The organism is Streptomyces sp. rh34 (genome assembly GCF_002551245.1).
Lineage (GTDB): Bacteria > Actinomycetota > Actinomycetes > Streptomycetales > Streptomycetaceae > Streptomyces.
The window spans coordinates 27906-52106 of the sequence record NZ_NTGZ01000007.1 but is presented as its reverse complement, the minus strand read 5'-3'; the positions used below and the strand labels follow the sequence as shown (position 1 = coordinate 52106).

Below are 24201 nucleotides of genomic sequence, written 5' to 3'. Positions count from 1 at the left end.
GCAACGGTGGTGTTCCGCAACGGGACACGGGTGTGGGGCCGGTTCGGTTCATCCGGAACGGGACGGACCGGGGCACGGTTGTGCCGCCCCCGGCATGGGCCGAAGGCGGCCTGGACGCCCTGCACGAGGTCGCCGGACGCACCGGCCTCGCGGTGCCGGTGCCGGCCCTCGCCTGGCTGCTCGGCCGGCCCGGCGTCACCGCCCCCATCGTGGGCGCCCGCACTCTTGAGCAGCTGGAGACCAACCTGGGCGCGGCGGACCTGGACCTCGACCCGGCCGGCGCCGCCCTGCTGACCGAGGCGAGCGACCAGAGACTCCCGTACCCGTACAGCGTCATCGAGACCGACCCCGAACTGCGCTGACGCGCCCCGCGTGACCGAAAACGTGCGGTGGCCCGGGGAGCTCGTCCCCGGGCCACCGCCCTGTGCGTACCGCGCCGTTCGTGGTGGTGCTCAGTCCGTCGGCCGCTTCAGGCGGGCCACGAACTTGTAGCGGTCGCCCCGGTACACCGAGCGCACCCACTCCACCGGTTCGCCCTGGCCGTCCACCGAATGGCGCGACAGCATGAGCATCGGCAGTCCCACGTCGGTGCCCAGCAGCCCCGCCTCGCGCGGGGTGGCGAGTGAGGTCTCGATGGTCTCCTCCGCCTCGGCGAGGCGCACGTCGTACACCTCGGCGAGCGCGGTGTAGAGCGAGGTGTACTTCACCAGCGAACGGCGCAGCGCCGGGAAGCGTTTGGCCGAAAGGTGCGTGGTCTCGATGGCCATCGGCTCTCCGCTGGCGAGCCGCAGCCGCTCGATGCGCAGCACCCGGCCGCCCGTCGAGATCTCCAGCAGACCGGCGAGCGTGTCGTCCGCCGTCACATAGCCGATGTCCAGCAGTTGGGACGTCGGCTCCAGTCCCTGGGCACGCATGTCCTCGGTGTACGAGGTGAGCTGGAGGGCCTGGGAGACCTTCGGCTTGGCCACGAAGGTGCCCTTGCCCTGGATGCGTTCCAGCCGGCCCTCGACGACCAGTTCCTGGAGCGCCTGGCGCACGGTGGTGCGCGAGGTGTCGAATTCGGCCGCCAGGGTGCGTTCGGGCGGCACCGGGGTGCCGGGCGGCAGGGTGTCCGTCATGTCGAGGAGATGCCGCTTGAGCCGGTAGTACTTCGGTACGCGCGCTGTGCGCGTACCGGCACCGGTCTCGCTCCCCGTACTGCCCCCGTCGGCGCCCATGGCCCGCCTTCCCGACTGCTGTGTTGCTGCCGTCACCGGCTCCTCCGTCTGTCGCGGCTCACATGGTGGCACGGTCCGGTCACGGGTCGTCGCCCTCCCTTAGGTGTCGGTCCTATAACGGACGCGAGTGCACTTCTTATACACCCTTGACACCCCTAAAGGTCTAGGCCAAGCTCCCGGTACTGGTCTAAACCATTAAAGACCAGGTCCAGCCCCAGCAGAACTCGTCGAATGTCTTCGCGGTGGGTGGGGTTGCAGCATCCCTGAGGAGGGTTTGACGTGAAGCGCAAGCTCATCGCGGCTATCGGTGTCGCGGGCATGTTGGTTTCGGTCGCGGCGTGTGGATCGGACGACTCGAAGTCGTCCGCGGCCCCGAAGGACCGCAAGGAAACCCTGACCGTCTGGCTCATGGGCGAGGCCCAGTCCACCTGGCCGGAGCTGGTCAAGGACGTCAACGCCGAGTTCAACAAGAAGTACCCGGGCGTCAAGGTCAAGGTTCAGTACCAGCAGTGGGCCGACAAGGTCAAGAAGCTGGACACCTCCCTCGGTGGCGACAAATTCCCGGACGTCGTGGAACTCGGCAATACCGAGACCATGCAGTACATCCTCAATGGTGCGCTCGGAGAAATCGACCCCAAGAAGTACGAGAACTCGGACACCTGGATCAAGGGTCTGAAGGACACGTGTTCCTTCGAGGGCAAGACGTACTGCGTTCCTTACTACGCCAGCGCCCGTCTGGCCGTGTACAACAAGGACATGCTGAAGGCCGGCACCGGCAGCGACGTCCTCCCGCAGACCGAGGACGAGTTCCTCGCCGCGATGGACAAGGTCTCCGCCGAGCTGGGCAAGAAGGACAAGCGCGCCTCCTCCCTCTACTTCCCGGGCCGCTACTGGTACGCCGCGATGTCCTACGTCGCCGCCTACGGGGGCGAGATAGCGTCGTACGACGAGGGCAGCAAGGAGTGGAAGGCCGCCCTGTCCAGCCCGGAGGCCCAGAAGGGCATCCAGCACTTCGTCGACCTGGTCAAGAAGTACAACAAGGCCGACGTGACGAAGGACGAGCAGGACCACGCCAACGTCATGGCCAACGAGAAGGCCGCGGTCATCTACGGCCAGGCCTGGGAGGCCGGCAGCGTCACCACGGGTGAGAACGGCAACCCGAAGCTCGAGGGCAAGATCGCCACGGCCGGTATGCCCGGCCCCGAGGGCAAGGCCCTCCCGTCCTTCATCGGCGGCTCGGACCTCGCCACGATCTCCAAGTCCAAGGTCCAGGACCTCGGCGAGGAGTGGATCTCCCTCTTCACCAACGCGAAGTCCATGGAGGTCCTCGCGTCGAAGAACATCCTCCCCAACAACGAGAAGCAGCTTGAGCCGCTGAAGGCGAAGCCGGAGACCGCCGCCATCGCCAACGCGGTGCCGGACGCCTGGTTCACGCCGATCGCGCCGGGCTGGGCCTCCGTGGAGAAGGAGGAGATCCTCCAGAACATGCTCCTGGAGATCGTCAAGGGCACCTCCGTCGCCGACGCCACCAAGAAGGCCGACGAGAAGATCAACGCGCTGATCAACAAGGAATCCTGACCTTCCGATCGCCAGGCGGGGGCCCGGCGCCAGCGCCGGGCCCCCGTTCCTTTCCCGCAAGTGAACGCCGTGAATTCCGGGGCCCGCCCCGGACCCGCGATGGAAGGTCAGCCACGTGTCTGCCGCTGATACCAAGGCCGCCGGGCCGCCGGTCCCCGTACCACCCGACCCGCAGGCGACCGGGAAGTCGTCCTCCCACGACGACGCGCCCCGGGTACAGAAGAGGAAGCGGAAGAAGGGGGAACTCCTCCCCTACCTCCTGATCCTCCCGGCGATCGTGGCGATCGCCGCCGTCTACCTCTACCCGCTCGGCAAGACGGTCATCATGTCCTTCCAGGACATGGGCCGCCGTGAGCTGTGGTCCGGAGAGCCGGCCCCCTGGGTCGGCTTCGAGCAGTTCACCAACATCCTCGGAGACTCCGAGTTCTGGTGGGTCACCTTCCGTACCGTCGTCTTCATGGTCATCTGCGTCACGCTGACCATGGGGATCGGGCTGCTGGTCGCCCTGCTGATGCGCAAGCTCTCCACCTGGGTCCGGCTGGTGCTCACCGCCTGCCTCATCGCCGCCTGGTCGATGCCGCTGATGGTGGCCGCCTCGATCTTCCGGTTCATGGCCGACTCCGACTACGGCCTGATCAACACCCTGATCGCCAAGGTCGTCGGCGAGGACTGGCTCGGACACAACTGGTACCTCAACCCGGTCCAGGGCTTCGGCATCATCACCCTCCTGGTCGTCTGGGGCGCCATCCCGTTCGTCGTCGTCACCCTGTACGCCGCCCTCACCCAGGTCCCCCAGGAGCTGGAGGAGGCCGCCGCCCTCGACGGCGCCAGCGCCTACGGCATCTACAAGTTCGTCACCTGGCCGGTCATCAAGCCGGTCTTCACCATGGTCGCCACTCTCTCGGTGATCTGGGACTTCAACGTCTTCGGCCAGATCTGGCTGCTGCGCGGCAACAAGCCCGAGCCGGAGTACGAGACCCTCGGCCTCTACTCCTACTCCAAGGCGTTCGAGTCCACCTCCTTCAGCCAGGGCACCGCGATCGCCCTGATCACGGTGCTGCTGCTGTCCGGCGTGGCCGTGTACTACCTGCGCCAGCTCATGAAGACGGGAGAGGTCGAATGAGCAGCTCGACCCAGACACAGGTGCTGCGGCCCGACCGCAAGAAGAGCCGACTGCACTTCGACCTCCTCGGCCTCGGCATCGCCCTGGTCATGGTCTTCCCGGTCTACTGGCTGGTCATCAGCGCCCTGCGGCCCAACCGGGAGATCCGCAGCTACGACCAGACGCTGTGGCCCACGTCGATCACCTTCGACAACTTCGTCCGGGCCACCGAGCAGCCGAACTTCGGCACCGCCATCCAGTCCAGCCTGATCGTCGCGGTCACCGCGGTGGTCGGCGGCATGATCATCGCGACCCTGGCGGCCCTGGCGATCGGCCGGTTCCGGTTCTTCGGCCGCAAGGCCCTGGTCCTGATCATGATCCTGGTCCAGATGCTGCCGCCGACGGCGATGCTCATCCCGATCTACGCCCAGCTCAACGCGATGGGCGGGATCGACGAGTACTGGGGCCTGATCGTCGTCTACCTGGTCTCCACGCTGCCCTTCGCCACCATCATGATCCGCGGCTTCGTCGTGAACATCCCGGTGGAGCTGGAGGAGTCCGCGATGGTGGACGGGTGCACCCGCTTCCAGGCCTTCCGCCGGGTGATCTTCCCGCTGCTCGCCCCCGGGCTCGCCGCCGCGTCGATCTTCGCCCTGGTGAACGCGTGGAACGAGTACCTCTTCGCGTACATCCTGATCAACGACAACTCCAAGTACACGCTGAACGTATGGCTGATGACCTTCACGACCGAGCGCGGAACGGACTACGGCGCCCTCATGGCGGCGTCGACCATGATCGCCATCCCCGTCGTCGTGTTCTTCATGATCATTCAGAAGAAGATGGCCGCAGGCCTCACTTCCGGCGCTGTGAAGGGATAGTGCGGGCCCATGACCACCCTCGTTTCCACCACGGACACCGTGACGCGCGACGCGCTCGCCGTGCTCCAGCCCGGGTTCACCGGCACCACCGCACCGGACTGGCTGCTGCGCCGAGTCGGTGAGGGCCTGGCCTCCGTCGGGCTGTTCGGCCGCAACATCACCTCGCCCGACCAGCTCACCGCGCTCACCGAGCGACTGCGCTCCGAGCGGGACGACGTCCTCGTCGCCATCGACGAGGAGGGCGGCGACGTGACCCGCCTGGAGGTCACGCACGGGTCCTCCTTCCCCGGCAACTTCGCCCTCGGCTCGGTGGACGACGTCCACCTCACCCGGGCCGTCGCCCAGGAGCTCGGCCGCCGGCTCGCCGAGTGCGGCGTCAACCTCAACTGGGCGCCGTCCGCCGACGTCAACTCCAACCCGGGCAACCCGGTCATCGGTGTGCGCTCCTTCGGCGCCGACACCCGCCTGGCCGCCCGGCACACCGCCGCGTACATCGAGGGGCTCCAGGCCGCCGGCGTCGCCGCCTGCACCAAGCACTTCCCCGGGCACGGCGACACCGCGGTCGACTCGCACCTGGCGATGCCCCGCATCGATGTGGACCTCGACACCCTGCACGCCCGTGAGCTGGTGCCCTTCCGGGCGGCCATCGCCGCGGGTTCCAAATCGGTGATGAGCGCGCATATCCTGCTTCCCGCGCTCGACCCGGACCGTCCGGCGACCCTGAGCCCGCAGATCCTCACCGGTCTGCTGCGCCAGGAAATGGGCTACGACGGCCTGATCGTCACCGACGCGGTGGAGATGGACGCCATCGCCGGTACGTACGGCATCGAGCGCGGGTCCGTCCTCGCCCTCGCGGCGGGCGCCGACGCCATCTGTGTGGGCGGCGGCCTGGCCGACGAGGAGACGGTGCTGCGGCTGCGCGACGCCCTCGTCGCGGCCGTGCGCGACGGGGAACTGACCGAGGAGCGGCTCGCCGACGCGGCCGCCCGTGTACGAGCCCTGGCGTCCTGGACGCAGAGGGTCCGGGGGGACATCCGGGAGTCGGGCGCGGCAGTGCAGGAGGGGACCGCGCCCGGCACCGGAGTCAGCTCCGACATCGGTCTGACCGCCGCCCGCCGCGCGGTCCGCGTGACCGGCTCCGGCGACCGGCTGACCGGGGCGGCGTACGTCGCCTCGTTCAGCGCGGTGGCGAACATCGCGGTCGGCGACGAGACCCCGTGGGGCATCGCCGCCGAGCTGGACAGGATCCTGCCCGGCACCGGCACGGACACCTACACCGACCAGGCAACCGCTCCGGCGGACGCGATCCTGGCGGCGGCGGGGGAGCGGCGCATCGTCGCCGTCGTCCGCGACGAGCACCGGCACGCCTGGATGGGCGCCGCGCTCGACGCGCTGCTGGCGGCCCGCCCGGACACGATCGTGGTCGAGATGGGCCTGCCCCAGTCGGCCCCGCGGGGCTCGCTGCACATCGCCACCCACGGCGCGGCCCGCGTCTGCGGCCTGGCGGCAGCGGAAGCGATCACGGGCACGAAGGCCTGACCCACTTTCAAGCCCGTCCGGCGTTCGAGGAGAGGACCTCACGTCGGACGGGCCCGCGGGCCAGGCCTCAGGCCGCCACATCTCCCCGTCCGGCGATCGAGGACGCCTCACGCCGGATGAGCGGCACCGTACGGCAAAGGGCCGGGACACCGACAGGCGTCCCGGCCCTCAGCCGTGCACGGGGCGAGGCCTACAGCCCCTGCCACCCCGGCTTCGCCGCATACGTGGCGCGGAAGTAGTCCGCCAGCTTCAGCTTCGACGCCGCCGCCTCGTCCACGACCACCGTCGCGTGCGGATGCAGCTGGAGCGCCGAGGCCGGCACGATCGAGGCGATGGGCCCCTCCACCGTCTGGGCGACGGCCTCCGCCTTGCCCTCACCGGTGGCCAGCAGGATCGGGTGGCGGGAGTCCAGGATCGTCCCGATGCCCTGCGTGATCACGTGGTGCGGCACCTGCTCGATGTCGTCGTCGAAGAAGCGCGCGTTGTCGATCCGGGTCTGCTGCGTCAGCGTCTTGATCCGGGTACGGGAGGCGAGCGAGGAGCACGGCTCGTTGAAGCCGATGTGCCCGTCCGTGCCGATGCCCAGGAGCTGGAGGTCGACGCCGCCGGCCTCGGCCAGCGCCCGGTCGTAGGCCTCGCAGGCCGCCTGGACGTCCTCGGCCGACCCGTCGGGGCCCATGAAGGAGGCCTCGGAGAGTCCGAGCGGCTCGATGACCTCGCGCAGCACCACGGAGCGGTACGACTCCGGGTGGCCCGCGGGCAGCCCGACGTACTCGTCGAGCTGGCAGATCCGGGCGCGCGACGCGTCGACCGCACCGGAGGCGACCTTCGCCGCGAGCGCGCGGTAGATGGGCAGCGGGGTCGAGCCGGTGGCAACGCCGAGCAGGGCGTCGGGCTTGCGGCCGATCAGCGCGGCGATGGCCTCCGCGATCAGTTCGCCGCCTGCCGTGGCGTCCGGGACGATGACAACTTCCACGCTGTGCCTGCCGATCTGACTAGGGGAGGATGTGGTATAGACCAATCAAGTTCCCAATTTAGCAGAATCGAGCAGCCGTACGGTGAACAGTCCGCCCATCGGCGCGCACGCCCCGGCCCGCTGGCGGCGCACGGCATTGCCTGGTCGACTGGTCCGGAACGGCGCGGATCGTCGTACCCCCGCACGCGCCGTCCCGTACGCCGACAGCGCAGGAGGCCCCCACATGTCCGCCACCCCTCCGGCCGACCCGGGCGGCCAGGGCGACGAGCCCGGCCGCATCATGTCCGGCGAGATGGCCGAGCAGCCCGCGATGCTGCGCCGCATCCTCGAACAGGGCGCGCCCCGCATCCGTGAGGTCGCCGCCGAGATCGCCGCCCGGAAGCCCCGGTTCGTGCTGCTCACCGCCCGGGGTACGTCGGACAACGCGGCGCTGTACGCCAAGTACCTGCTGGAGATCCGGCTCGGACTGCCCTGCGGACTGGCCTCGATGTCCACCACGACGGCCTACGGCGCCCGCCCGGACCTGCGGGACGTCCTGGTGGTCACCGTCAGCCAGTCGGGCGGCTCGCCGGACCTGGTGGCCTCCACGAGGGCCGCCCGGGAGGCCGGGGCCGTCACCCTCGCCGTCACCAACAACCCGGACTCCGCGCTGGCGGCGGTCTCCGAGTACCACATCGACATCCTGGCCGGCCCGGAGAAGGCACTCCCGGCCACCAAGACGTACACCGCCTCCCTGCTCTCCCTCTACCTCTTCGTGGAGGGGCTGGGCGGCAACGACGGCACGACGGCCGCCGCGGGCCTGCCCGACCTCGCGGGCGCGATCCTCGGCCGCCGGGCCGAGGTCAAGGCGCTGGCCTCGCGCTACCGCTTCGCCGAGCGCATGGTGATCACGTCCCGCGGCTACGGTTACCCGACGGCCAAGGAAGCGGCCCTGAAGCTGATGGAGACCAGCTACATCCCCGCTCTCTCCTACTCCGGCGCGGATCTGCTGCACGGGCCGCTGGCGATGGTCGACAACATCTCCCCGGTGATCGCCGTGGTCACCGACGGCCGGGGCGGCGAGGCCCTCCAGCCGGTGCTGGACCGGCTGCGCGGACGCGGCGCGGACCTCTTCGTGGTCGGCCCCAAGGCCCAGGTGGAGGCGGCCTCGGCCGGCTTCTCGCTGCCCACGGCGGGCGTCCCGGAGGAGTTGCAGCCGATCCTGGAGATCCTGCCGCTGCAGCTGCTGGCGTACGAGGTGACGATCGCGCGGGGACAGGATCCGGACGCGCCCCGCGCCCTGGCCAAGGTCACCGAGACCCGCTGAGGGCCCGAGGAACGGCCCCGGGAACACCCGCGGGCCGCGGCGCCGGGATGGGACCCTCAGCCCATCCGGCACCGCAGCCCGGAGCTGCGGGCCTGCCTTTCGGAACCGGCCGGGCTCGCGGGGTCCGGCACGCGCATCTGCGGCGTTGTCGTCGGTCGCCGACGCTCCGCGTCGACTCCCTCCTCCGCCTTGCAGCTGCACGCACCGGAACCCGCTCGCTGATCCGGCCTGTTCCAAAAGGCAGGCCCTGCCTGGCCGGCGGTGTGCGGTGCCTCCGGCCACTGGAGGCACCGGCGCAGTCAGGGCAGAGAGTGCCGGAGCCTCGGTCCGCTCTCCTGTGCGGGGAGAGCGGAGGTCGTGATGAACATTGTGGACTAGACCAATTGCCCGTGTCCATCCATGTGCACGAGATTCTCGGGCGGGGGTCCGCGCCCGCCCATCGTCGTACCCATGGCACGGCCCACCACGCCGATCGGTTCGAACGCCTCCGGTAACCCCAGGTACGCTCCACCCGTGCCCTCCATGAACGACCTCGTCCGCCAGCACACCGCTCTGAGCGACACCGACCTCGAGTGGCTCCATCTGCTGGTCTCGGAGTGGCAACTGCTCTCCGACCTGTCCTTCGCCGACCTCGTGCTGTGGGTCCCCACCCGCGACGGCACGCGGTACGTCTCCGTCGCCCAGATGCGCCCCAACACCGGGCCCACCTCCTACCAGGACGACATGGTCGGCCACCTGGTGCCGCGTGGCCGCCGCCCGCTGCTGGACGCGGCCCTGGACGAGGGCCGGATCGTGCGCGAGGGCGACCCGGAGTGGCGCGAGGAGGTGCCCGTACGGGTCGAGTCCATCCCCGTACGCCGTGAGGGCCGGGTGCTCGGCGTCATCGCCCGCAACACCAACCTGCTCACCGTGCGCACCCCCTCCCGGCTGGAGCTCACCTACCTCCAGTCCGCCTCCGACCTGGCGCAGATGATCGCCGCCGGGTCGTTCCCCTTCCCCGGCCAGCAGGTCGACATGGACGCCTCCCCGCGCGTGGGCGACGGCCTGATCCGGCTCGACGCCGACGGAATCGTCCAGTACGCCAGCCCCAACGGCCTCTCCGCCTACCACCGCCTCGGCCTCGCCTCCGACCTGGTCGGCCACCACCTCGGCACCACCACCGCCGAACTGGCCCCGTCCCGGGGGCCGGTGGACGAGGCCCTGGTCAAGGTGGCCAGCGGTTACGCGCCCCGTGAGTTCGAGGTCGAGTGCGCGGGCGGGGTGATCCAGCTGCGGGCCATCCCGCTCAAGCCCAAGGGCGTCCGCATCGGCTCCCTGGTCCTGCTCCGGGACGTCACCGAACTGCGTCGCCGCGAACGCGAGTTGATCACCAAGGACGCGACCATCCGGGAGATCCACCACCGGGTGAAGAACAACCTCCAGACGGTGGCGGCCCTGTTGCGTCTCCAGGCCCGCCGGATGGATTCCGAGCAGGGTCGCGAGGCGCTCAACGAGGCGGTCCGGCGCGTCGGTTCGATCGCCATCGTCCATGAGACGCTGTCCCAGAATCTGGACGAGCGGGTCGAGTTCGACGAGATCGCCGACCGGGTCATCGCGATGGTCTCGGAGATCTCCCCGGGCAAGGTGACCTGCCGGCGCACCGGACGCTTCGGCATCCTCGACGCCGAGGTCGCCACCCCGCTCTCCATGGTGCTGACCGAGGTTCTGCAGAACGCCCTGGAGCACGCCTTCGCCGTGGCCGACCACGGGACGGTGGAGGTCTCCGCCGTGCGTGGCGGATCGCCCACCGAGGGGCGGCTGCTGATCACCGTCACCGACGACGGGCGCGGACTGCCCGAGGGGTTCGACCCGAAGCGGGCCGGAAACCTCGGGCTCCAGATCGTACGGACGCTGGTCGAGGGCGAGTTGGGCGGGACGTTCGGTATGGTCCCGGCGCCCGAACGCGGCACCCAGGTGGTGCTGGACCTCCCGGTCAGCGGCGACAAGTAAAACAGCGCGAGCACACAGCAGAGCGGGCCCGGACCGTGGTGACGGTCCGGGCCCGCTCCGTGATGCTCACGATGCGATGCGCTTCGGGGTACTGCGCGCTGCGACTCGAAGGCGGGGCTGTGCGTACGCTCTGTACGCGCCGCCGGGCTGAGGCTTGGTGCGGTTCTCGCTCAGGCGCTTGCGTTGCGCGCCCGGTTGCGAGCGGCACGGCGCTTCATCGCGCGGCGCTCGTCCTCGCTGAGGCCACCCCAGACGCCGGAGTCCTGGCCGGACTCGAGCGCCCACTGCAGGCACTGCTCCATGACGGGGCAGCGGCGGCAGACAGCCTTGGCTTCCTCGATCTGCAGCAGCGCAGGACCGGTGTTGCCGATGGGGAAGAAAAGCTCAGGGTCTTCCTCACGACAAACGGCGTTGTGACGCCAGTCCATGGCTGCTACCTCTCCTTGGTATTACACGCTGTTGCTTGTGAATGTGAACGCTTTCACGAATCCCCCCGTAGATGACGGGCCGACCCCCAGAAGGACTGGGTGTGGTCTGTGATGGTGAGGAGGGGTTCTGGCTCTCAGTGGAGGCCGGTGTTGCGGGCCGTCTCGATCGCCATGTAGAGATTCGCAAACCTCGGCGGCGGATACAACCCCTTCTGGAAAGTTTTTTTTGATTCCTCGGTGTCGACTAGGTCACAGGCGCACTTCTTAGGGGTGGGACCCAGTCCAAACGTTCGAGTTAAAGGACTTTAGGCCCTTCCACTCACACAATCACACGCAGTGCACGACGTACGCCTGTGAACGTCACGCTCGTACGCAGTCCCAGGTGGTCGCCGTCCATCTGGAAGGGCAGTGGGACCTTTGAATGCAAGGTGAAGTCCGTGAGGTCATGCTGTGAAACGGCGTGCTTGCCGCGAGGCCCCTTCTCGGGGCTCGAAGTGAGCAGCTGGGTGCCGTAACGGGCCACCGCCGGGGTGGACAGACGCTTCAGTCCGAGGACGTCCAGCGCGGTGTCGAAAGAGGCCTTCGGTGAGGCGTAGACCGGGCGATTGCCCAGGTAGGTCCAGGGTGCGGTGTTGCAGATTATGGAGAGCGCGAGGTCGGTCACCGGGGCCTGGCCAGGCACGTCGAGCGTGATCGTCCCGTGTCTGCGGTGGGCCTCGTTCAGGAACTGCCGCACCACCTGGCGCACATACAGGGCATGGGTCGAACGCTTCCCGCGCTCGCGCTTCTGTTCGACCCTGCCGACGACTCCGGCGTCGAATCCGAGACCGGCGCAGAAAGTGAACCAGCGTTCGGGGACGGACTCGTCCTCGGTCCCGGGGGTGCCGGCCGCCAGGCCGAGCCCGACCGTGCGTTCGGTCCGGTTCTCCAGGGCGTCCAGGATCGCGCCGGTCGCCTCCACCGCGTCGTTCGGCAGCCCCAGGGCGCGCGCGAAGACATTGGTGGACCCGCCGGGGACCACGGCGAGCTTCGGGAGGCTGTCCACGTCCGGGCCCCGGTGCAGCAGCCCGTTCACCACCTCGTTGACCGTGCCGTCGCCGCCGAGGGCGACCACCAGATCGATGTCGTCGCTGTCCGCGGCCCGCCGTCCCAGGTCCCGAGCGTGCCCCCGGTACTCGGTGGTCACCGCCTCCAGCTTCATCTCGCTGGCCAGCGCGTGGATGAGCACGTCACGGGTGCGGGCACTGGTGGTGGTAGCAGCTGGGTTGACCACGAGGAGTGCGCGCATGACGGCCAGCCTACCTACCGGGCGGTTCGGGGCTGTAGTCCCGGTTCGCTGCGCTCCGGGCCGGTGACGGAACGTGACCGGCCACCCCGGCCGTGCGCCCGAACGGGGGAGGCTCCTCCGTACCCCGGCTTCACTTCAGGGCCCCGGGGATGCCAACCTGAAAGGCGTGAGCACTCAAGCGACACCCTCCACGCCGTCGCCCTCCGCAGCGGAGCGCCCGACCAGGATCACCGTCCTCGCCGGGCTCAACGCCCTCGAAGGCCTGGCGCTCGCCCTCGGCGGGGTCTACATGCTGGTGACGGGGCTGCTCGGGAAGCTGGAGAGCACGCAGCAGGCGGAGACGGTCGGGATCACGCTGGTCGCGCTCGGCGCGATCCCGCTGATCGCCGCCCGCGGGCTGCTGCTGCTGCGCGGCTGGAGCCGGGGGCCCGCGCTGATCACACAGATCATGGCGCTGCCGGTGGCCTGGACGCTGCTGCGCTCGCAGGGCGCGCTGATCCCCACCGGGATCGTCCTGGCGGTGGTCGCCGTCACCGGCCTCGTGCTCGTCCTCAAGCCGGCGACCACCCAGGACCTGGGCATCCGCCGGGGACCGAGGGCGACCCCGGAGGCCTGAGACCGTCGGGTGACCTCGGCCCGAGGTCACCCGACAGCCTCCGGGCCGGCGGCCCCGTCCTTTTCGCCTACTCCTCGACGAGCAGGCGCTCGCGCAGCTGCGCGAGGGTGCGGGCCAGCAGCCGTGAGACGTGCATCTGCGAGATGCCGACCTCCTGGGCGATCTGCGACTGGGTCATGTTCCCGAAGAAGCGCAGCAGCAGGATGCGCTTCTCGCGCGGCGGCAGGTCCTCCAGGAGCGGCTTGAGCGACTCCCGGTACTCCACGCCCTCCAGCGCCTCGTCCTCCGAGCCCAGCGTGTCCGCGACCGCCGGCGACTCGTCGTCCGTGTCCGGCACGTCCAGCGAGAGCGTGCTGTACGCGTTGGCCGACTCCAGGCCCTCCAGCACCTCCTCCTCGGAGATGCCCAGCCGCTCGGCCAGCTCGTGCACCGTCGGCGAGCGGCCGTGCTGCTGGGAGAGCTCCGCGGTGGCCGTGGTCAGCGACAGCCGCAGCTCCTGGAGGCGGCGCGGCACCCGCACCGCCCAGCCCTTGTCCCGGAAGTGGCGCTTGATCTCGCCGACCACGGTGGGGGTGGCGTACGTCGAGAACTCCACGCCCCGGTCCGGGTCGAACCGGTCCACGGACTTGATCAGCCCGATCGTGGCGACCTGGGTCAGATCGTCCAGCGGCTCCCCGCGGTTACGGAAGCGGCGGGCCAGGTGCTCCACCAGTGGCAGGTGCATCCGCACCAGTCTGTTGCGCAGCTCGGCCTTCTCCGCCGAACCGTCGGGCAGCTCCCGCAGCTCGAAGAACAGGGCCCGGGCCCCGCTGCGGTCGTGTGGATCGTGGTGCCCGTGCTCGCTCATCTGGCCCGCCCGCTCTGCCTGCGACTGCTGCTCCACCGCGACGTCGAGGCTCTCGGCCCCGTCCGCTCCGTCCACCGGATGCGGCCGGGCCGGCTGCTCCGGGATGCCTGCTGGGCGCACCACCCCGGATCGGATCGTCTCGTCCCGCACAGGACCGTCCCCGTTCCCGTCGCTCACGCCGGCCCGGGGCCCGCGCCGCGCTGTTTGTAGAGGCTGATGCTGACCGTACGGTCGTCGGCGACCGTGGAGTCGACCTTTCCGGCCAGTGCGGAGAGCACCGTCCAGGCGAACGTGTCGCGCTCGGGCGCCCGGCCGTCCGTGGTGGGCGCCGACACCGTCACTTCGAGGGAGTCGTCGACGAGACGGAAGACGCAGCTGAGGACGGAGCCCGGCACGGCCTGCTGAAGCAGGATCGCGCAGGCCTCGTCGACCGCGATACGAAGATCCTCGATCTCGTCGAGAGTGAAGTCCAAACGCGCTGCGAGACCGGCCGTGGCCGTTCGCAGCACCGACAGGTAGGCACCCGCAGCGGGCAGTCGGACTTCTACGAAGTCCTGATTCCCGGGCTCGCCTGCGATCTGGGACACCCTCACCTCCAAGGTGGCACAAACTCTTTCGAGGTTCCGGGAAGGGTGGCCCGGAGCCATGCGGTCCGTCGACGGTTCTTCGGCTCGGCGACGTTATCGGATCCATGATGCCGTGTCGTACGGACCCCATACCCCAACCGTCACTCATGGTAAGCCTATGCGTACACACAGTGGCTAGGGGTCTGCGGCGTCCAATTGCGAAGAACCGGCGCCGCATTGACGTACCCAGGCGTCAGACGATCGAACCGTCCTCGAAGCACCGGCACCGCCGCTCGCCCACTTGAGGCTCCGCACCGGCCGTAGGCGGCCGCCTACCGGGGGACGGGCGACTCCTGAAGAGGCCGCGCGTCGGGGGTGCCGGTGATCACGGCGCTCACCCGCGTGCCCGGCGGGAACGCCCCCTCCTCGGTCAGCGTGGTCAGCGCGAACAACAGTTTGGCGACGTAGACGCGTTCCACGGGCAGCCCGTGCCGGTCCTCGAAGTCCGCGGCGAAGGCCTCCAGCTCCGGGGTGGAGCGGGCGTAGCCGCCGAAGGCGAAGCGCTCGTCCAGCGACCAGTTCCCGGACGGGCCGCCGAACGCCTCGCGCTGGAGCCGCTCCACGGCCGGTCCGAGGAAGCCGCCGCGCAGCACCGGGACGCCCAGGGCCCGCTGCCCGGGGTCCAGGCCGGCGGCGAGTCCGGCGAGGGTGCCGCCGGTGCCGCAGGCCACGGCCGCCACATCGCACTCCCCGGCCAGCTCGCGCCCCAGCGCCGTACAGCCCTGTGCGGCCAGCGCGTTGCTGCCGCCCTCCGGGATGACCTCCACGTCCCCGAACAGGCTCAGCAGCCCCTCCAGGACCTCGGAGGAGGCCTTCGCCCGGTACGTCGTGCGGTCCACGAAGTGCAGGCGCATGCCGTCGGCCGCGCACCGGGCGAGCGACGGGTTGAGCGGCCGGTGCGCCAGCTCGTCGCCGCGGACGACGCCGACGGTGGGAAAGCCCAGCAGCCGCCCGGCCGCCGCGGTGGCCCGGAGGTGGTTGGAGTACGCGCCGCCGAACGTGAGCACGGCGCGCCCGGCGGCGGCCTCCAGGTTGAGGGCGAGTTTGCGCCACTTGTTGCCCGGCAGGTCGGGGTGGATCAGGTCGTCCCGCTTGAGGAGCAGCCCCACCCCGCGGCGCGCGAAGCGTTCGTCGCGGACCTCCCGCAGCGGGGAGGGCACCCGGGGCCGCAGGAGGGCGTCGAGGCGGGGCGGGCTGTTCACCCGGCCATTGTCGCTGCTCCGCCGTTTCCCCGTCGCTTCAGGAGGAGGCCAGCCAGAGGTCCGGGCCGAACACCTCGTAGTGGACGTCGGCCGGCCGGACCCCCGCCTCCAGCAGCTGGGCCCTGACGGCCCGCATGAAGGGGAGCGGGCCGCACAGATAGGCGTGCGTCCCCGGCCGTACGGTGATGTCGTCCAGGTCGACGAGGCCGGTGCGGTTCGCCGGCTGCCCGGCCTCCGGGACCTCGTACCAGAAGTGCGCCTCGGCGTCGGCGAGCTTCTCCGTCAGCCGGACGTGATCGTTCCGCAGGGCGTGGTCGGCCGGTGAGCGGTCCCCGTGCACGACGGTGACCGGGCCGCGGTGGCCCTCCTGGGCGAGGTACTCCAGCATCGACAGCATGGGGGTGCAGCCGATGCCCGCCGAGGCCAGCAGCAGGGGCGCGTCCAGCTGGTCGAGCACCAGGTCCCCGTAGGGGACGGAGACGCGCAGCAGGTCGCCCGCGCGGGTCTGCTCGTGCAGGTGCCGGGAGACCTCGCCGTCGGGCGAACCCTCGCCGCGCACGCGCTTCACGGTGATCGACCGCAGCCGGGAACCGGGGGCGCAGGAGAGGCTGTACTGGCGTATCTGGCGGGCTCCGTCCGGGAGCCCGACCTGTACGGAGACGTACTGGCCGGGCCGGAAGGCGGGCGGGGGCGTGTCCTCGGCGGGGCGCAGCAGGAAGGTGGCGACGTCCTCGGTCTCCTCGACCCGGGCGGCCACCTCCCAGGTGTGCCACACCTCGCCCGCCAGGACGCCCTGCTGCGCGTAGAGGCGCTCCTCGACGGCGATCAGGGAGCCCGCCATCAGCCAGTAGACCTCGTCCCAGGCGGCGGCGACCTCCGGGGTGACGGCGTCGCCCAGGACGTCGGCGATGGCCGCGAACAGATGGGTGTGCACCACCTCGTACTGCTCCGGGGTCACCCCGAGCGAGGCGTGCTTGTGGGCGATGCGGTCCAGCATCACGTCGGGCCGGGTGCCGGGGTGCTCGACCAGCGCGGTGGCGAACGCGGCGATGGACCCGGCCAGGGCCCTGCGCTGGTCGCCGGAGGCCTGGTTGCCCCGGTTGAACAGGTCCCGCAGCAGCTCGGGGTGGGCGGCGAAGAGCTTCTCGTAGAAGAGGTCGGCGATGTCCCCGATGGCCGCGCCGACGGCGGGAAGGGTGGCGCGGACGGTGGCGGTGGACCGGTCGGAGAGCATGAAGGGTGGCTCCTCTGGGGTGAGACGTACTGCCGGGCGGGCGGCGGTCAGGTAATTGGTATGGATGATGCGTATTTTCGGGCGGACGGCGTTCCATCGGTGCGGTGGGTGGCGGGCGGCGTGGGTCGGGCCCGGGCCGGGCTCGGGCCGGGCTCGGGGTTGGGGCAGGGTGGGTCGGGGCTCAGTCGGACGGCGGGCCGCTGCCGATGCCCAGGAGCAGTGGGCCGGTGGGGGAGGCGACGAGGTCGGTGACGGTGATCGGGTCCAGCGCGGCGTAGAAGGCCTCCTGGGCCGCGCGCAGGGCCCCGCGCAGCCGGCAGGCGGAGCGGAGCGGGCAGGGGGTGTCGCCCTCGCACTCGACGACCTCCTCCGGCCCCTCCAGCTCGCGCACCAGTGACCCGATCGACGCGGAGTGGCCGGCCGAGGTCAGGGTGAGTCCGCCGCCCCGGCCTCGACGGGCGTCGAGGAGGCCGAGGTGCTGAAGCCGGGCGACGACCTTCGCGGTGTGGGTGTACGGGACCCGCATGGTGGCCGCCACCTCGCGGGTGGTCGGCGGCTCGCGGCCCTCGGCGACCGCCAGTCGCATGAGGACGCGGAGTGCCACGTCGGTGAATCTCGTCAACCGCATGGGGCCACCGTAGATAAGTTGCATGAGAGATGCAAATTAAACGGGATGCCGGGCGACGAGGAGCAACGTGCCCCGACCGAAGGCGGATTAGTCGCACTCTTTTGTGTAATGGCGACCCGGCCCTCCTGCTGAAAGGCTTTTGCACGCAGGTCAGCCCATGATCGAAAGGACGTCAGATGTCCGTTGGTGAAGAGGTTCGCGACACGCAGGCGCCGCCACAGCAGAGTCTGGGGACGGCGGCTGCGCGGAACCTCGCGACGACCACCAAATCCGCGCCGCAGATGCAGGAGATCACCTCACGGTGGCTGCTGAAGATGCTGCCGTGGGTGCAGGTACAGGGCGGTACGTACCGGGTGAACCGTCGGCTCAGCTATTCGGTCGGCGACGGCCGGGTGACCTTCGTCCAGACCGGGGACCGGGTGGCCGTGATCCCCGCGGAGCTGGGGGAGCTGCCCGCCCTGCGGGAGTTCGGCGACGAGGAGGTGCTCGCCGAGCTCGCCCGCAGGTGCGAGCAGCGGGACGTGGCCGCGGGGGAGGTGCTCGCCGCCTCGGGGGACGCGGCGGACCGGGTCTTCCTGCTGGCACACGGCAAGGTGGCGAAGGTCGGATCGGGCCCCTACGGGGACGAGACGGAGCTCGGGGTCCTCGCGGACGGCTCGTACTTCGGCGACCAGAGCCTGATCGACGGTGACGCCGTCTGGGAGTACACCGCCCGCGCGCTCACCCCGTGCACGCTCCTCACCCTGAGCCGTGCCGACGTGTACAACCTCGCGGAGCGCGCCGCGTCGCTGCAGGGCCATCTCGCCGGCCTGCTCTCCATCCCGCAGCAGCGGACCAACCACTACGGCGAGGCGGCGATCGACCTCTCCGCCGGCCATGTGGGGGAGGCGGTCGTCCCGCACACCTTCGTCGACTACGACGCGGCGCCGCGCGAGTACGAACTGAGCGTCGCCCAGACGGTGCTGAAGGTGCACAGCAGGGTCGCCGACCTCTACAACCAGCCGATGAACCAGACCGAGCAGCAGTTGCGGCTCACGGTCGAGGCGCTGCGTGAGCGCCAGGAGCACGAGCTGATCAACAACAGGGAGTTCGGACTGCTCAACAACTGCGACTACGGGCAGCGGCTCCAGCCGCACGACGGGGCGCCCAGCCCGGACGACATGGACGAACTGCTCTCGCGCCGCCGCGGATCCAAGCTCTTCCTCGCCCACCCGAAGGCCATCGCCGCCTTCGGCCGCGAGTGCAACCGGCGTGGACTCGTCCCGGAGAGCGTCGACATCGGCGGCCACCACGTACCCGCCTGGCGCGGGGTGCCGATCTTCCCGTCCAACAAGATCCCCGTCTCCGACGCCCGCACCACGTCCATCATCTGCATGAGGACCGGCGAGGCCGAGCAGGGCGTCATCGGCCTCCAGCAGACCGGTATCCCCGACGAGATCGAGCCGAGTCTCTCGGTCCGCTTCATGGGAATCGACGAGCAGGCGATCATCTCCTACCTCGTGACGGCGTACTACTCCGCCGCGATCCTGGTACCGGACGCCCTCGGAGTGCTGGAGAACGTCGAGGTCAGCCGCTGGCACTGACCCGGTTCACCCCGGGGGTCCGGGTGGCGGCCGCCACCCGGACCCCCGGCCCCGCACCCCATCGCCTCGCCCCAGGGAGTGACCGTGACCATGACCAGTACGGACGCAGCGACGGAAGGGCACGAGGCCGCGGCGCTCCTGGAGCGCACCCGTGCCGTCGTCGACCCGCATCTGCGATCGGCCGTGGAGTCGCTGCCCGGCGGCATACGCCGCATCGCGATGTACCACTTCGGCTGGGCGAACGCCGACGGAACCCCTGCCGCGGGCCAGGCCGGCAAGGCCATCAGACCGGCCCTCGTGCTGGCCGCCGCCCGCGCGCTGGGCGGCGATCCGGAACGCGCAGTCCGGGCCGCCGTCGCCGTCGAACTCGCCCACAACTTCACCCTGCTCCACGACGACGTCATCGACGAGGACACCACCCGGAGGCACCGGCCCACCGCCTGGGCGGTCTTCGGCGTCCCGGACGCCATCATCACCGGTGACGCCATGCTCGCCCTCGCCCAGCGGCTGCTGGCCGAGGACGCGCACCCGGCCGCCGCCCGCGCCGCCGCCCGTCTCTCCTCCTGCGTCATCGAACTGTGCGCGGGCCAGCAGGCGGACTGCGCCTTCGAGGAGCGCGGCCCCGACGAGGTCACGCTCGACGAATGCCTCGCCATGGCCACCGCCAAGACCGGCGCGCTGCTCGGCTGCGCCTGTGCGCTCGGAGCCCTCTACGCCGGGGCGGAGGACCGGGCGGTCCGCGCGATGGACGGTTTCGGGCGGGAGGCAGGCCTCTCGTTCCAGCTCATCGACGACCTGATCGGCATCTGGGGCGACCCGGACCGGACCGGCAAGCCCGTCGGGGCCGACCTCTCGGCCCACAAGAAGTCCCTGCCCGTGGTCGCCGCCCTCACCTCGGGCACCCCGGCCGCCACCGAGCTCGCCGCGCTCTACCGGGGGCCCATGACCACCTCCGGCGAGGTGAACCGGGCGGCCGACGCGGTGGACCGGGCCGGTGGCCGCGACTGGGCCCAGGTCTGCGCGGCCGACCGGATGGCCCGAGCGGTCCACCACCTCTCCCGGGCGGTCCCCGACCCGAGCGCGGCCGGCGACCTGCTGGCCCTGGCCGAATTCGTCACCCGCAGGACCAGCTGATCCCTCGCGCGTGACCGGCGCCGCCTCATCAACCCTAGGATTCCGGTGGTTGGTTGAGCGAGAGCGGCACGGAAGGGCGGCGGCCGGTCATGGGCATACGGATTCAGCGGGCGGAGCAGCACGACCGGGAGCTGGTCGTCTCGGTCATGGAAGAGGCGTTCCACCACGACCCGGTCAGCAGCTGGGTGTTCCCCGACGAGAGGCACCGGCGTGCCGTCCACGGCAGATTCCTCGGCGTCTTCGTCGACGTCGCCCTCGCCGAGGGCCGTATCGACATCGCCGAGGACGGCGCCGCGGTGGCGCTCTGGCTCCCGGTGCCCGCCGGGGCACCCGAGGAGGAGGACCCCACGCCTGCCCTGATGCGACGGACCGCCGACCCCGACAACGAGCGCTGCGAGCTGGTGGGCAGGCTCACCGGGGCCGTTCACCCGCACGACCGCGCGCACGCCTATCTGCTGATGATCGGCGTCTCCCCCGACCGCCAGGGGGAGGGCATCGGCGCGGAGCTGATCGGAGTGGAGCTGGAGCGCTGCGACCGGGAGGGACTGCCGGCCTATCTGGAGGCGAGCAGCGACCGGAGCCGGGCGCTGTACGAGCGGCTCGGATTCCGCTTCCTCGGCCGCGCAGTCGACCTGCCGGGCGGCCCACCGATGTACCCCATGTGGCGGGAACCCCAAGCGGGTTGACCTCCGGTGGAGGGTGGTACGGAAGCCGTCCGGGGCAGGGGCTACAGTCCCTGCTCATGACAGATGAGTCGTGGGCCGGCTGGTACCGGGACACCAAGGGTTCCGACGCCGTCGTTCTCACCACGGACGGGCGGCAGCTCCGGATCCGGATCAGAGGGGTCGACTTCGAGGGCGAGAGCTTCGACGACCTGGGGCCGGTCGCCGGTATGCCGCCGGAGAGCGGGATGTTCGCTCTCGCGGACGGCGCGCTCACCGACTGCGTGCTGGAGTGGGACCTGCCGCTGCCCGTCCTCGTCGCGGGCGCGCTCCGCCACGCCACGCTCAGTTGCCTGCTCTCCCTGCGCCGCGCCGACCCCGACCTCCACCTCGCGCTCCATCTGGACGGCGCGGTGTACGAATCGGCGCGCGCCGAGCGCGACTTCAACGCCGCCCTGACCGCCGTCCAGCGGACCCTGCCGGACGGCGTCCGGATCCAGACCTGTATCGCCTGCGCCTTCTCCGACTACTTCCCGGCCCCCGGCCGGGGTCTCTCCGGCGGTCTCGCCTGCTTCCGGGGGGCCAAGGACGCCTATCGGGGCTCGGCGGGCGAGGACGACGTGCTGGATCTGTGGGACCAGCGGTCCGGGTTCGTCCAGGAGGTCTGGAGCTGCCGCGAGTTCGAGGTGCGCCCGGCCGACGGCGCGGGCACCGGCCATCGGGGAGCCTTCCCGCTGGAACTCGCCTGACCCGACCGGGACCGCCCGCCGCACGCGGACCGCCCGCCACCGCCGGTGCCGCTCGTCCCCACCGGGACCGCCCGTCACCGCCGATCCGCCCACCTCCACCCCCGTACCGCATCCACCCCTAACGCGTCCGCCCCGTACCCATTCCGGTACGGGGCGGACGCGCGTCGTCCCGTTGCTCCCGCCTCATTGTTCTACTAGCATGCGAACAACGGAGGTTTTCCATGACAAGTAAGAACCTTGGCCGCGCAACGCTCGCGGCCCTGCCCTTTGTGCTCGCTCTCCTCGTGGACCTCGTCCTCCACGTCACCGTCAAGGACCGTCTGCCCGCCCGGCTGGCCGTCCACTTCGACGCCGGCGGCTCCGCCGACGGATACATGGGCATCACCGCCCATCTCCTCTACACGGTCACCTCGCTGTCCGTGCTCGGCGCGGCGTGGGCCTTCATCGCGGTCAACGGCAAGCTCCACGGACGTGCCCACCGGTGGTTCATCGGCGGAGGCTTCGCCGTCGCCGCGTTCCTCGGATACCTGCTGATCGCCGTCCTGTTCGTCAACGTGGACGCTCCCGAGAACGGCCCGGCGGGCGGCTTCCCGCTCCGGCACATCGCCGTGGCCCTGGGGGTGGCCGTCCTCGCCGGGGCGCTCGGCCTGCTGGCGTCCCGGCTCGTCCCCGTACCGGACGGCCCCCGGGACGGGGATCCGGCGAGCCGGGAACGGATCGCGCTCGCCGACGGCGAGGTGGCCGGCTGGGCGCGCGGGATCGGCGCGTGGTGGGCGCCGATCGCCGTGCTGGTGTTCCTGGCGGCAGGTGTCACCGTCGGCCTGGAGCAGAGCTGGTTCATCGGGGCGCCGCTGCTTCTCCTCGCCCTGGTGACGGCCACCTTCTGCCGCCCTCACGTCACCGTGGACCGCCGGGGTCTCACCGTCTCCGGCCTGCTGCCCCGGCCCCGGGTGCGGGTGCCGCTGGAGCGGATGGAGGGGGCGGACAGCCGCCGCGTCAACGCGCTCGCGGAGTACGGCGGGTGGGGCTACCGCATCCGCCCCGAGCGCAGCGGTGTCATCACCCGCTCCGGCGAGGCCATCGTCGTCAGTCTGACGAGCGGCCGCGAGTTCGCCGTCACCGTCGACGACTCGGCGACCGGCGCGGCCCTGCTCAACACGCTGCTCGACCGGCGGCGGACGGGGCGCTGACCATGCTCTTCCGGGTCGATCCGACCTCCACCGTCCCCCTCGGCGACCAGGTCGCCGCCTCGGTCCGGCGCGCGGTCGCCGAGGGCACGGTGGCCCCGGGCGAGCGGCTGCCCGCCGCTCGGGTGCTCGCCGAATCCCTCGGCGTGAACGTCCACACGGTGCTGCGCGGCTACCAGCGGCTGCGCGAGGAAGGGCTCATCGAGCTGCGCCGCGGCCGGGGTGCGGCGATCACCGCCGGCGCCTCGCCACAACGTGCCCGGCTGCTGGAGCGCGTCCGCGAAGCCGTCGCGGACGCCCGGGACCTCGGCATGACCGAGGACGAGCTGCTGGCCCTCGTCCGCAGTGAGCTCGACGCCTGACCGGCGTACGGGCGCGCACCGCGAGGAGGACCGTTCCGCGTGCGGAAAACGGTCCTCCTCCGTGTGTGGGGGGTGCCGGCCGGCCCCGGGGCACGGGACCGGCCGTCCTCCGCAGGACTGCCGAACTGCCGGACCGTCGGTGCGTCCCGGTGCGTCCCGGCGTCAGGAGGCGGAGCGGGCGAGCGCGGCCAGGCCGTTCTGCCACAGCTGGTTCACCCGGGCCCGCTCGTTGGCGTCCGGGTTGGCGTTGGTGCAGGAGGGGCCGGGGCCGCCACCGGACATCAACTCGCTGCACGGGCCACGGTAGTTGTCCGGCAGGCCGAGCACGTGCCCGGTCTCGTGCGTGGTGACGCGGGTCGAGTTGTACTGCTGGTTCTGCCGGTAGTCCAGGAAGATGTAGCCGCGACCGTGCCCGTCGGTGCTCGCGTAGGAGCCCCGGGAGTCGTTGCCCTCGTAGTACCGGAAGTCGGCGTTGGAGCCCTCCTGGAGGCGGACGTTGGAGACCGAGCTGTTCCAGATCTGGGTACTGCGGGCTATCTGGCTGCGGAAGCTCGGAGCGCTGGACGCGTTGTAGGTGACCGTGACCGCCAGCGTGCCCGGGTTGGCGGCCCGCTTCTCGGCGACCGACTTCATGACCGCGGCGTGGAAGGCCCGGGTGGCCGCGGCGTTCTCGCCCGACCCGGTGTACGCGGCGATGGTGGCGGAGGTGGAAGCGGAGGGAGCGGCGGGGGCCGGCGCGGCGGCGGCTGAGGGTGCGGCGCCCAGCGCGGCGACGAGGCCGAGCCCGGCGAGGGCGGAGGCGAAGGTGGTCCTGAGGTGTCTCATGGGGGGTCTCCTACCTGTCCGATGAACCCACGCCGTGGGGGTGCCCGATGCAGGGGCCGGCGCGGGGGCGGTACGGGGAGAGTGTGAGGGAGCCGACACCCGCCGGGGATGATGCCAAACGGGGATAGGGCTGCCCTATCCCTGTCCTCCGGAGTGCACGACGCACGTCCGGCTGGCCAACTCTCGCCAAAATGAGAGCGTTTGGTGGGGTAGCGCCATCTGGTGCCGTGGCGTGCGGCGGTCGT

Annotated in this window: 24 protein-coding genes; 14 read left to right on the top strand and 10 right to left on the bottom strand. The window is 70.8% G+C overall.

What is annotated here, in order from left to right; all coding sequences use genetic code 11:
• Positions 1 to 80 precede the first annotated feature (80 nt).
• A complete protein-coding gene (locus CR470_RS41090) occupies positions 81 to 362 on the top strand; it encodes an aldo/keto reductase (protein ID WP_373561386.1) in 282 nt (93 codons plus the stop codon).
• A gap of 90 nt (positions 363 to 452) precedes the next feature.
• On the opposite strand, the gene CR470_RS03360 is transcribed toward CR470_RS41090, so the two are convergent.
• Positions 453 to 1217 (bottom strand): GntR family transcriptional regulator, encoded by a 765-nt coding sequence (locus CR470_RS03360; RefSeq protein WP_097866079.1) that lies wholly within the window; start codon positions 1215 to 1217, stop codon positions 453 to 455.
• Between the two features lie 279 nt (positions 1218 to 1496).
• Between CR470_RS03360 and CR470_RS03355 the strand changes: the two genes are divergently transcribed.
• From CR470_RS03355 to CR470_RS03340, 4 genes are all read left to right on the top strand, one after another.
• Positions 1497 to 2795 carry a sugar ABC transporter substrate-binding protein gene (locus CR470_RS03355; protein WP_097866078.1) on the top strand — a complete coding sequence of 433 codons (1299 nt, stop codon included), beginning with the start codon at positions 1497 to 1499 and terminating at the stop codon, positions 2793 to 2795.
• A gap of 115 nt (positions 2796 to 2910) precedes the next feature.
• Positions 2911 to 3918: a carbohydrate ABC transporter permease gene (locus CR470_RS03350; protein WP_097866077.1), complete on the top strand. Its 1008-nt coding sequence runs from the start codon at positions 2911 to 2913 to the stop codon at positions 3916 to 3918.
• Positions 3915 to 4775, top strand: coding sequence for a carbohydrate ABC transporter permease (locus CR470_RS03345; protein WP_097866076.1), 861 nt, complete (start codon positions 3915 to 3917; stop codon positions 4773 to 4775). The genes CR470_RS03350 and CR470_RS03345 overlap by 4 nt, the downstream gene beginning before the upstream one ends.
• A 9-nt stretch (positions 4776 to 4784) precedes the next feature.
• Complete coding sequence (locus tag CR470_RS03340; protein WP_097866075.1) at positions 4785 to 6314, top strand: glycoside hydrolase family 3 protein; 1530 nt, start codon at positions 4785 to 4787, stop codon at positions 6312 to 6314.
• A gap of 190 nt (positions 6315 to 6504) precedes the next feature.
• Here the strand turns inward: CR470_RS03340 and nagB are convergent, their stop codons facing one another.
• On the bottom strand, positions 6505 to 7290 hold the full coding sequence (gene nagB, locus CR470_RS03335; protein ID WP_097866074.1) for a glucosamine-6-phosphate deaminase: 786 nt from the start codon (positions 7288 to 7290) through the stop codon (positions 6505 to 6507).
• Positions 7291 to 7513: 223 nt separating this feature from the next.
• Between nagB and CR470_RS03330 the strand changes: the two genes are divergently transcribed.
• Positions 7514 to 8596 carry an SIS domain-containing protein gene (locus CR470_RS03330; RefSeq protein ID WP_097866073.1) on the top strand — a complete coding sequence of 361 codons (1083 nt, stop codon included), beginning with the start codon at positions 7514 to 7516 and terminating at the stop codon, positions 8594 to 8596.
• A 522-nt stretch (positions 8597 to 9118) separates the two neighbouring features.
• A complete protein-coding gene (locus tag CR470_RS03320; protein WP_097866104.1) occupies positions 9119 to 10585 on the top strand; it encodes a sensor histidine kinase in 1467 nt (488 codons plus the stop codon).
• Positions 10586 to 10755: 170 nt separating this feature from the next.
• Here the strand turns inward: CR470_RS03320 and CR470_RS03315 are convergent, their stop codons facing one another.
• On the bottom strand, positions 10756 to 11013 hold the full coding sequence (locus CR470_RS03315; protein WP_003953983.1) for a WhiB family transcriptional regulator: 258 nt from the start codon (positions 11011 to 11013) through the stop codon (positions 10756 to 10758).
• A 319-nt stretch (positions 11014 to 11332) separates the two neighbouring features.
• Entirely contained in the window at positions 11333 to 12301 is a 969-nt protein-coding gene (locus CR470_RS03310) for a diacylglycerol/lipid kinase family protein (RefSeq protein WP_097866072.1), read from the bottom strand.
• Between the two features lie 166 nt (positions 12302 to 12467).
• On the opposite strand from CR470_RS03310, the gene CR470_RS03305 reads away from it, so the two are divergent.
• Positions 12468 to 12917 (top strand): hypothetical protein, encoded by a 450-nt coding sequence (locus CR470_RS03305; protein ID WP_097866071.1) that lies wholly within the window; start codon positions 12468 to 12470, stop codon positions 12915 to 12917.
• 67 nt (positions 12918 to 12984) lie between these two features.
• Here CR470_RS03305 and CR470_RS03300 read toward each other — a convergent pair whose 3' ends face one another.
• From CR470_RS03300 to CR470_RS03280, 5 genes are all read right to left on the bottom strand, one after another.
• Entirely contained in the window at positions 12985 to 13941 is a 957-nt protein-coding gene (locus CR470_RS03300) for an RNA polymerase sigma factor SigF (protein ID WP_373561385.1), read from the bottom strand.
• Entirely contained in the window at positions 13938 to 14351 is a 414-nt protein-coding gene (locus tag CR470_RS03295) for an anti-sigma regulatory factor (protein WP_003966375.1), read from the bottom strand. The genes CR470_RS03300 and CR470_RS03295 overlap by 4 nt, the downstream gene beginning before the upstream one ends.
• Before the next feature lie 311 nt (positions 14352 to 14662).
• Positions 14663 to 15592 (bottom strand): 1-aminocyclopropane-1-carboxylate deaminase/D-cysteine desulfhydrase, encoded by a 930-nt coding sequence (locus CR470_RS03290; RefSeq protein ID WP_097866069.1) that lies wholly within the window; start codon positions 15590 to 15592, stop codon positions 14663 to 14665.
• Positions 15593 to 15629: 37 nt separating this feature from the next.
• Positions 15630 to 16826, bottom strand: coding sequence for a globin domain-containing protein (locus CR470_RS03285; RefSeq protein WP_097866068.1), 1197 nt, complete (start codon positions 16824 to 16826; stop codon positions 15630 to 15632).
• 181 nt (positions 16827 to 17007) lie between these two features.
• The gene (locus CR470_RS03280; protein WP_097866067.1) at positions 17008 to 17454 is read right to left on the bottom strand and encodes an RrF2 family transcriptional regulator; all 447 of its coding nucleotides are present in this window, start codon (positions 17452 to 17454) and stop codon (positions 17008 to 17010) included.
• Positions 17455 to 17630: 176 nt separating this feature from the next.
• Here CR470_RS03280 and CR470_RS03275 point away from each other — a divergent pair, with 176 nt between their 5' ends.
• The 6 genes from CR470_RS03275 to CR470_RS03250 all read left to right on the top strand — a co-directional run bounded on the left by CR470_RS03275 (position 17631) and on the right by CR470_RS03250 (position 23131).
• A complete protein-coding gene (locus tag CR470_RS03275) occupies positions 17631 to 19037 on the top strand; it encodes a family 2B encapsulin nanocompartment shell protein (RefSeq protein WP_097866066.1) in 1407 nt (468 codons plus the stop codon).
• A 90-nt stretch (positions 19038 to 19127) separates the two neighbouring features.
• On the top strand, positions 19128 to 20171 hold the full coding sequence (locus CR470_RS03270) for a family 2 encapsulin nanocompartment cargo protein polyprenyl transferase (RefSeq protein WP_097866103.1): 1044 nt from the start codon (positions 19128 to 19130) through the stop codon (positions 20169 to 20171).
• 89 nt (positions 20172 to 20260) lie between these two features.
• Positions 20261 to 20857: a GNAT family N-acetyltransferase gene (locus CR470_RS03265; protein WP_097866065.1), complete on the top strand. Its 597-nt coding sequence runs from the start codon at positions 20261 to 20263 to the stop codon at positions 20855 to 20857.
• Between the two features lie 56 nt (positions 20858 to 20913).
• On the top strand, positions 20914 to 21582 hold the full coding sequence (locus CR470_RS03260) for a DUF6304 family protein (RefSeq protein WP_097866064.1): 669 nt from the start codon (positions 20914 to 20916) through the stop codon (positions 21580 to 21582).
• Positions 21583 to 21803: 221 nt separating this feature from the next.
• A complete protein-coding gene (locus tag CR470_RS03255; protein ID WP_097866063.1) occupies positions 21804 to 22772 on the top strand; it encodes a DUF1648 domain-containing protein in 969 nt (322 codons plus the stop codon).
• 2 nt (positions 22773 to 22774) lie between these two features.
• On the top strand, positions 22775 to 23131 hold the full coding sequence (locus CR470_RS03250) for a GntR family transcriptional regulator (protein WP_097866062.1): 357 nt from the start codon (positions 22775 to 22777) through the stop codon (positions 23129 to 23131).
• A 162-nt stretch (positions 23132 to 23293) separates the two neighbouring features.
• Here CR470_RS03250 and snpA read toward each other — a convergent pair whose 3' ends face one another.
• Positions 23294 to 23956 (bottom strand): snapalysin, encoded by a 663-nt coding sequence (gene snpA, locus CR470_RS03245; protein ID WP_097866061.1) that lies wholly within the window; start codon positions 23954 to 23956, stop codon positions 23294 to 23296.
• Between the last annotated feature and the right edge of the window lie 245 nt (positions 23957 to 24201).

Excerpts from the sequence above, each read along its gene's own strand:
- CR470_RS03260 (WP_097866064.1), top strand. The coding sequence starts at position 20,914 with ATGACAGATGAGTCGTGGGCCGGCTGGTACCGGGACACCAAGGGTTCC.
- snpA (WP_097866061.1), bottom strand. The coding sequence starts at position 23,956 with ATGAGACACCTCAGGACCACCTTCGCCTCCGCCCTCGCCGGGCTCGGC.
- CR470_RS03285 (WP_097866068.1), bottom strand. The coding sequence starts at position 16,826 with ATGCTCTCCGACCGGTCCACCGCCACCGTCCGCGCCACCCTTCCCGCC.
- CR470_RS03250 (WP_097866062.1), top strand. The coding sequence starts at position 22,775 with ATGCTCTTCCGGGTCGATCCGACCTCCACCGTCCCCCTCGGCGACCAG.
- CR470_RS03345 (WP_097866076.1), top strand. The coding sequence starts at position 3,915 with ATGAGCAGCTCGACCCAGACACAGGTGCTGCGGCCCGACCGCAAGAAG.
- CR470_RS03265 (WP_097866065.1), top strand. The coding sequence starts at position 20,261 with ATGGGCATACGGATTCAGCGGGCGGAGCAGCACGACCGGGAGCTGGTC.
- CR470_RS03280 (WP_097866067.1), bottom strand. The coding sequence starts at position 17,454 with ATGCGGTTGACGAGATTCACCGACGTGGCACTCCGCGTCCTCATGCGA.
- CR470_RS03340 (WP_097866075.1), top strand. The coding sequence starts at position 4,785 with ATGACCACCCTCGTTTCCACCACGGACACCGTGACGCGCGACGCGCTC.
- CR470_RS03255 (WP_097866063.1), top strand. The coding sequence starts at position 21,804 with ATGACAAGTAAGAACCTTGGCCGCGCAACGCTCGCGGCCCTGCCCTTT.
- CR470_RS03320 (WP_097866104.1), top strand. The coding sequence starts at position 9,119 with ATGAACGACCTCGTCCGCCAGCACACCGCTCTGAGCGACACCGACCTC.
- CR470_RS03275 (WP_097866066.1), top strand. The coding sequence starts at position 17,631 with ATGTCCGTTGGTGAAGAGGTTCGCGACACGCAGGCGCCGCCACAGCAG.
- CR470_RS03270 (WP_097866103.1), top strand. The coding sequence starts at position 19,128 with ATGACCAGTACGGACGCAGCGACGGAAGGGCACGAGGCCGCGGCGCTC.
- CR470_RS03315 (WP_003953983.1), bottom strand. The coding sequence starts at position 11,013 with ATGGACTGGCGTCACAACGCCGTTTGTCGTGAGGAAGACCCTGAGCTT.
- CR470_RS03330 (WP_097866073.1), top strand. The coding sequence starts at position 7,514 with ATGTCCGCCACCCCTCCGGCCGACCCGGGCGGCCAGGGCGACGAGCCC.
- CR470_RS03360 (WP_097866079.1), bottom strand. The coding sequence starts at position 1,217 with ATGGGCGCCGACGGGGGCAGTACGGGGAGCGAGACCGGTGCCGGTACG.
- CR470_RS03310 (WP_097866072.1), bottom strand. The coding sequence starts at position 12,301 with ATGCGCGCACTCCTCGTGGTCAACCCAGCTGCTACCACCACCAGTGCC.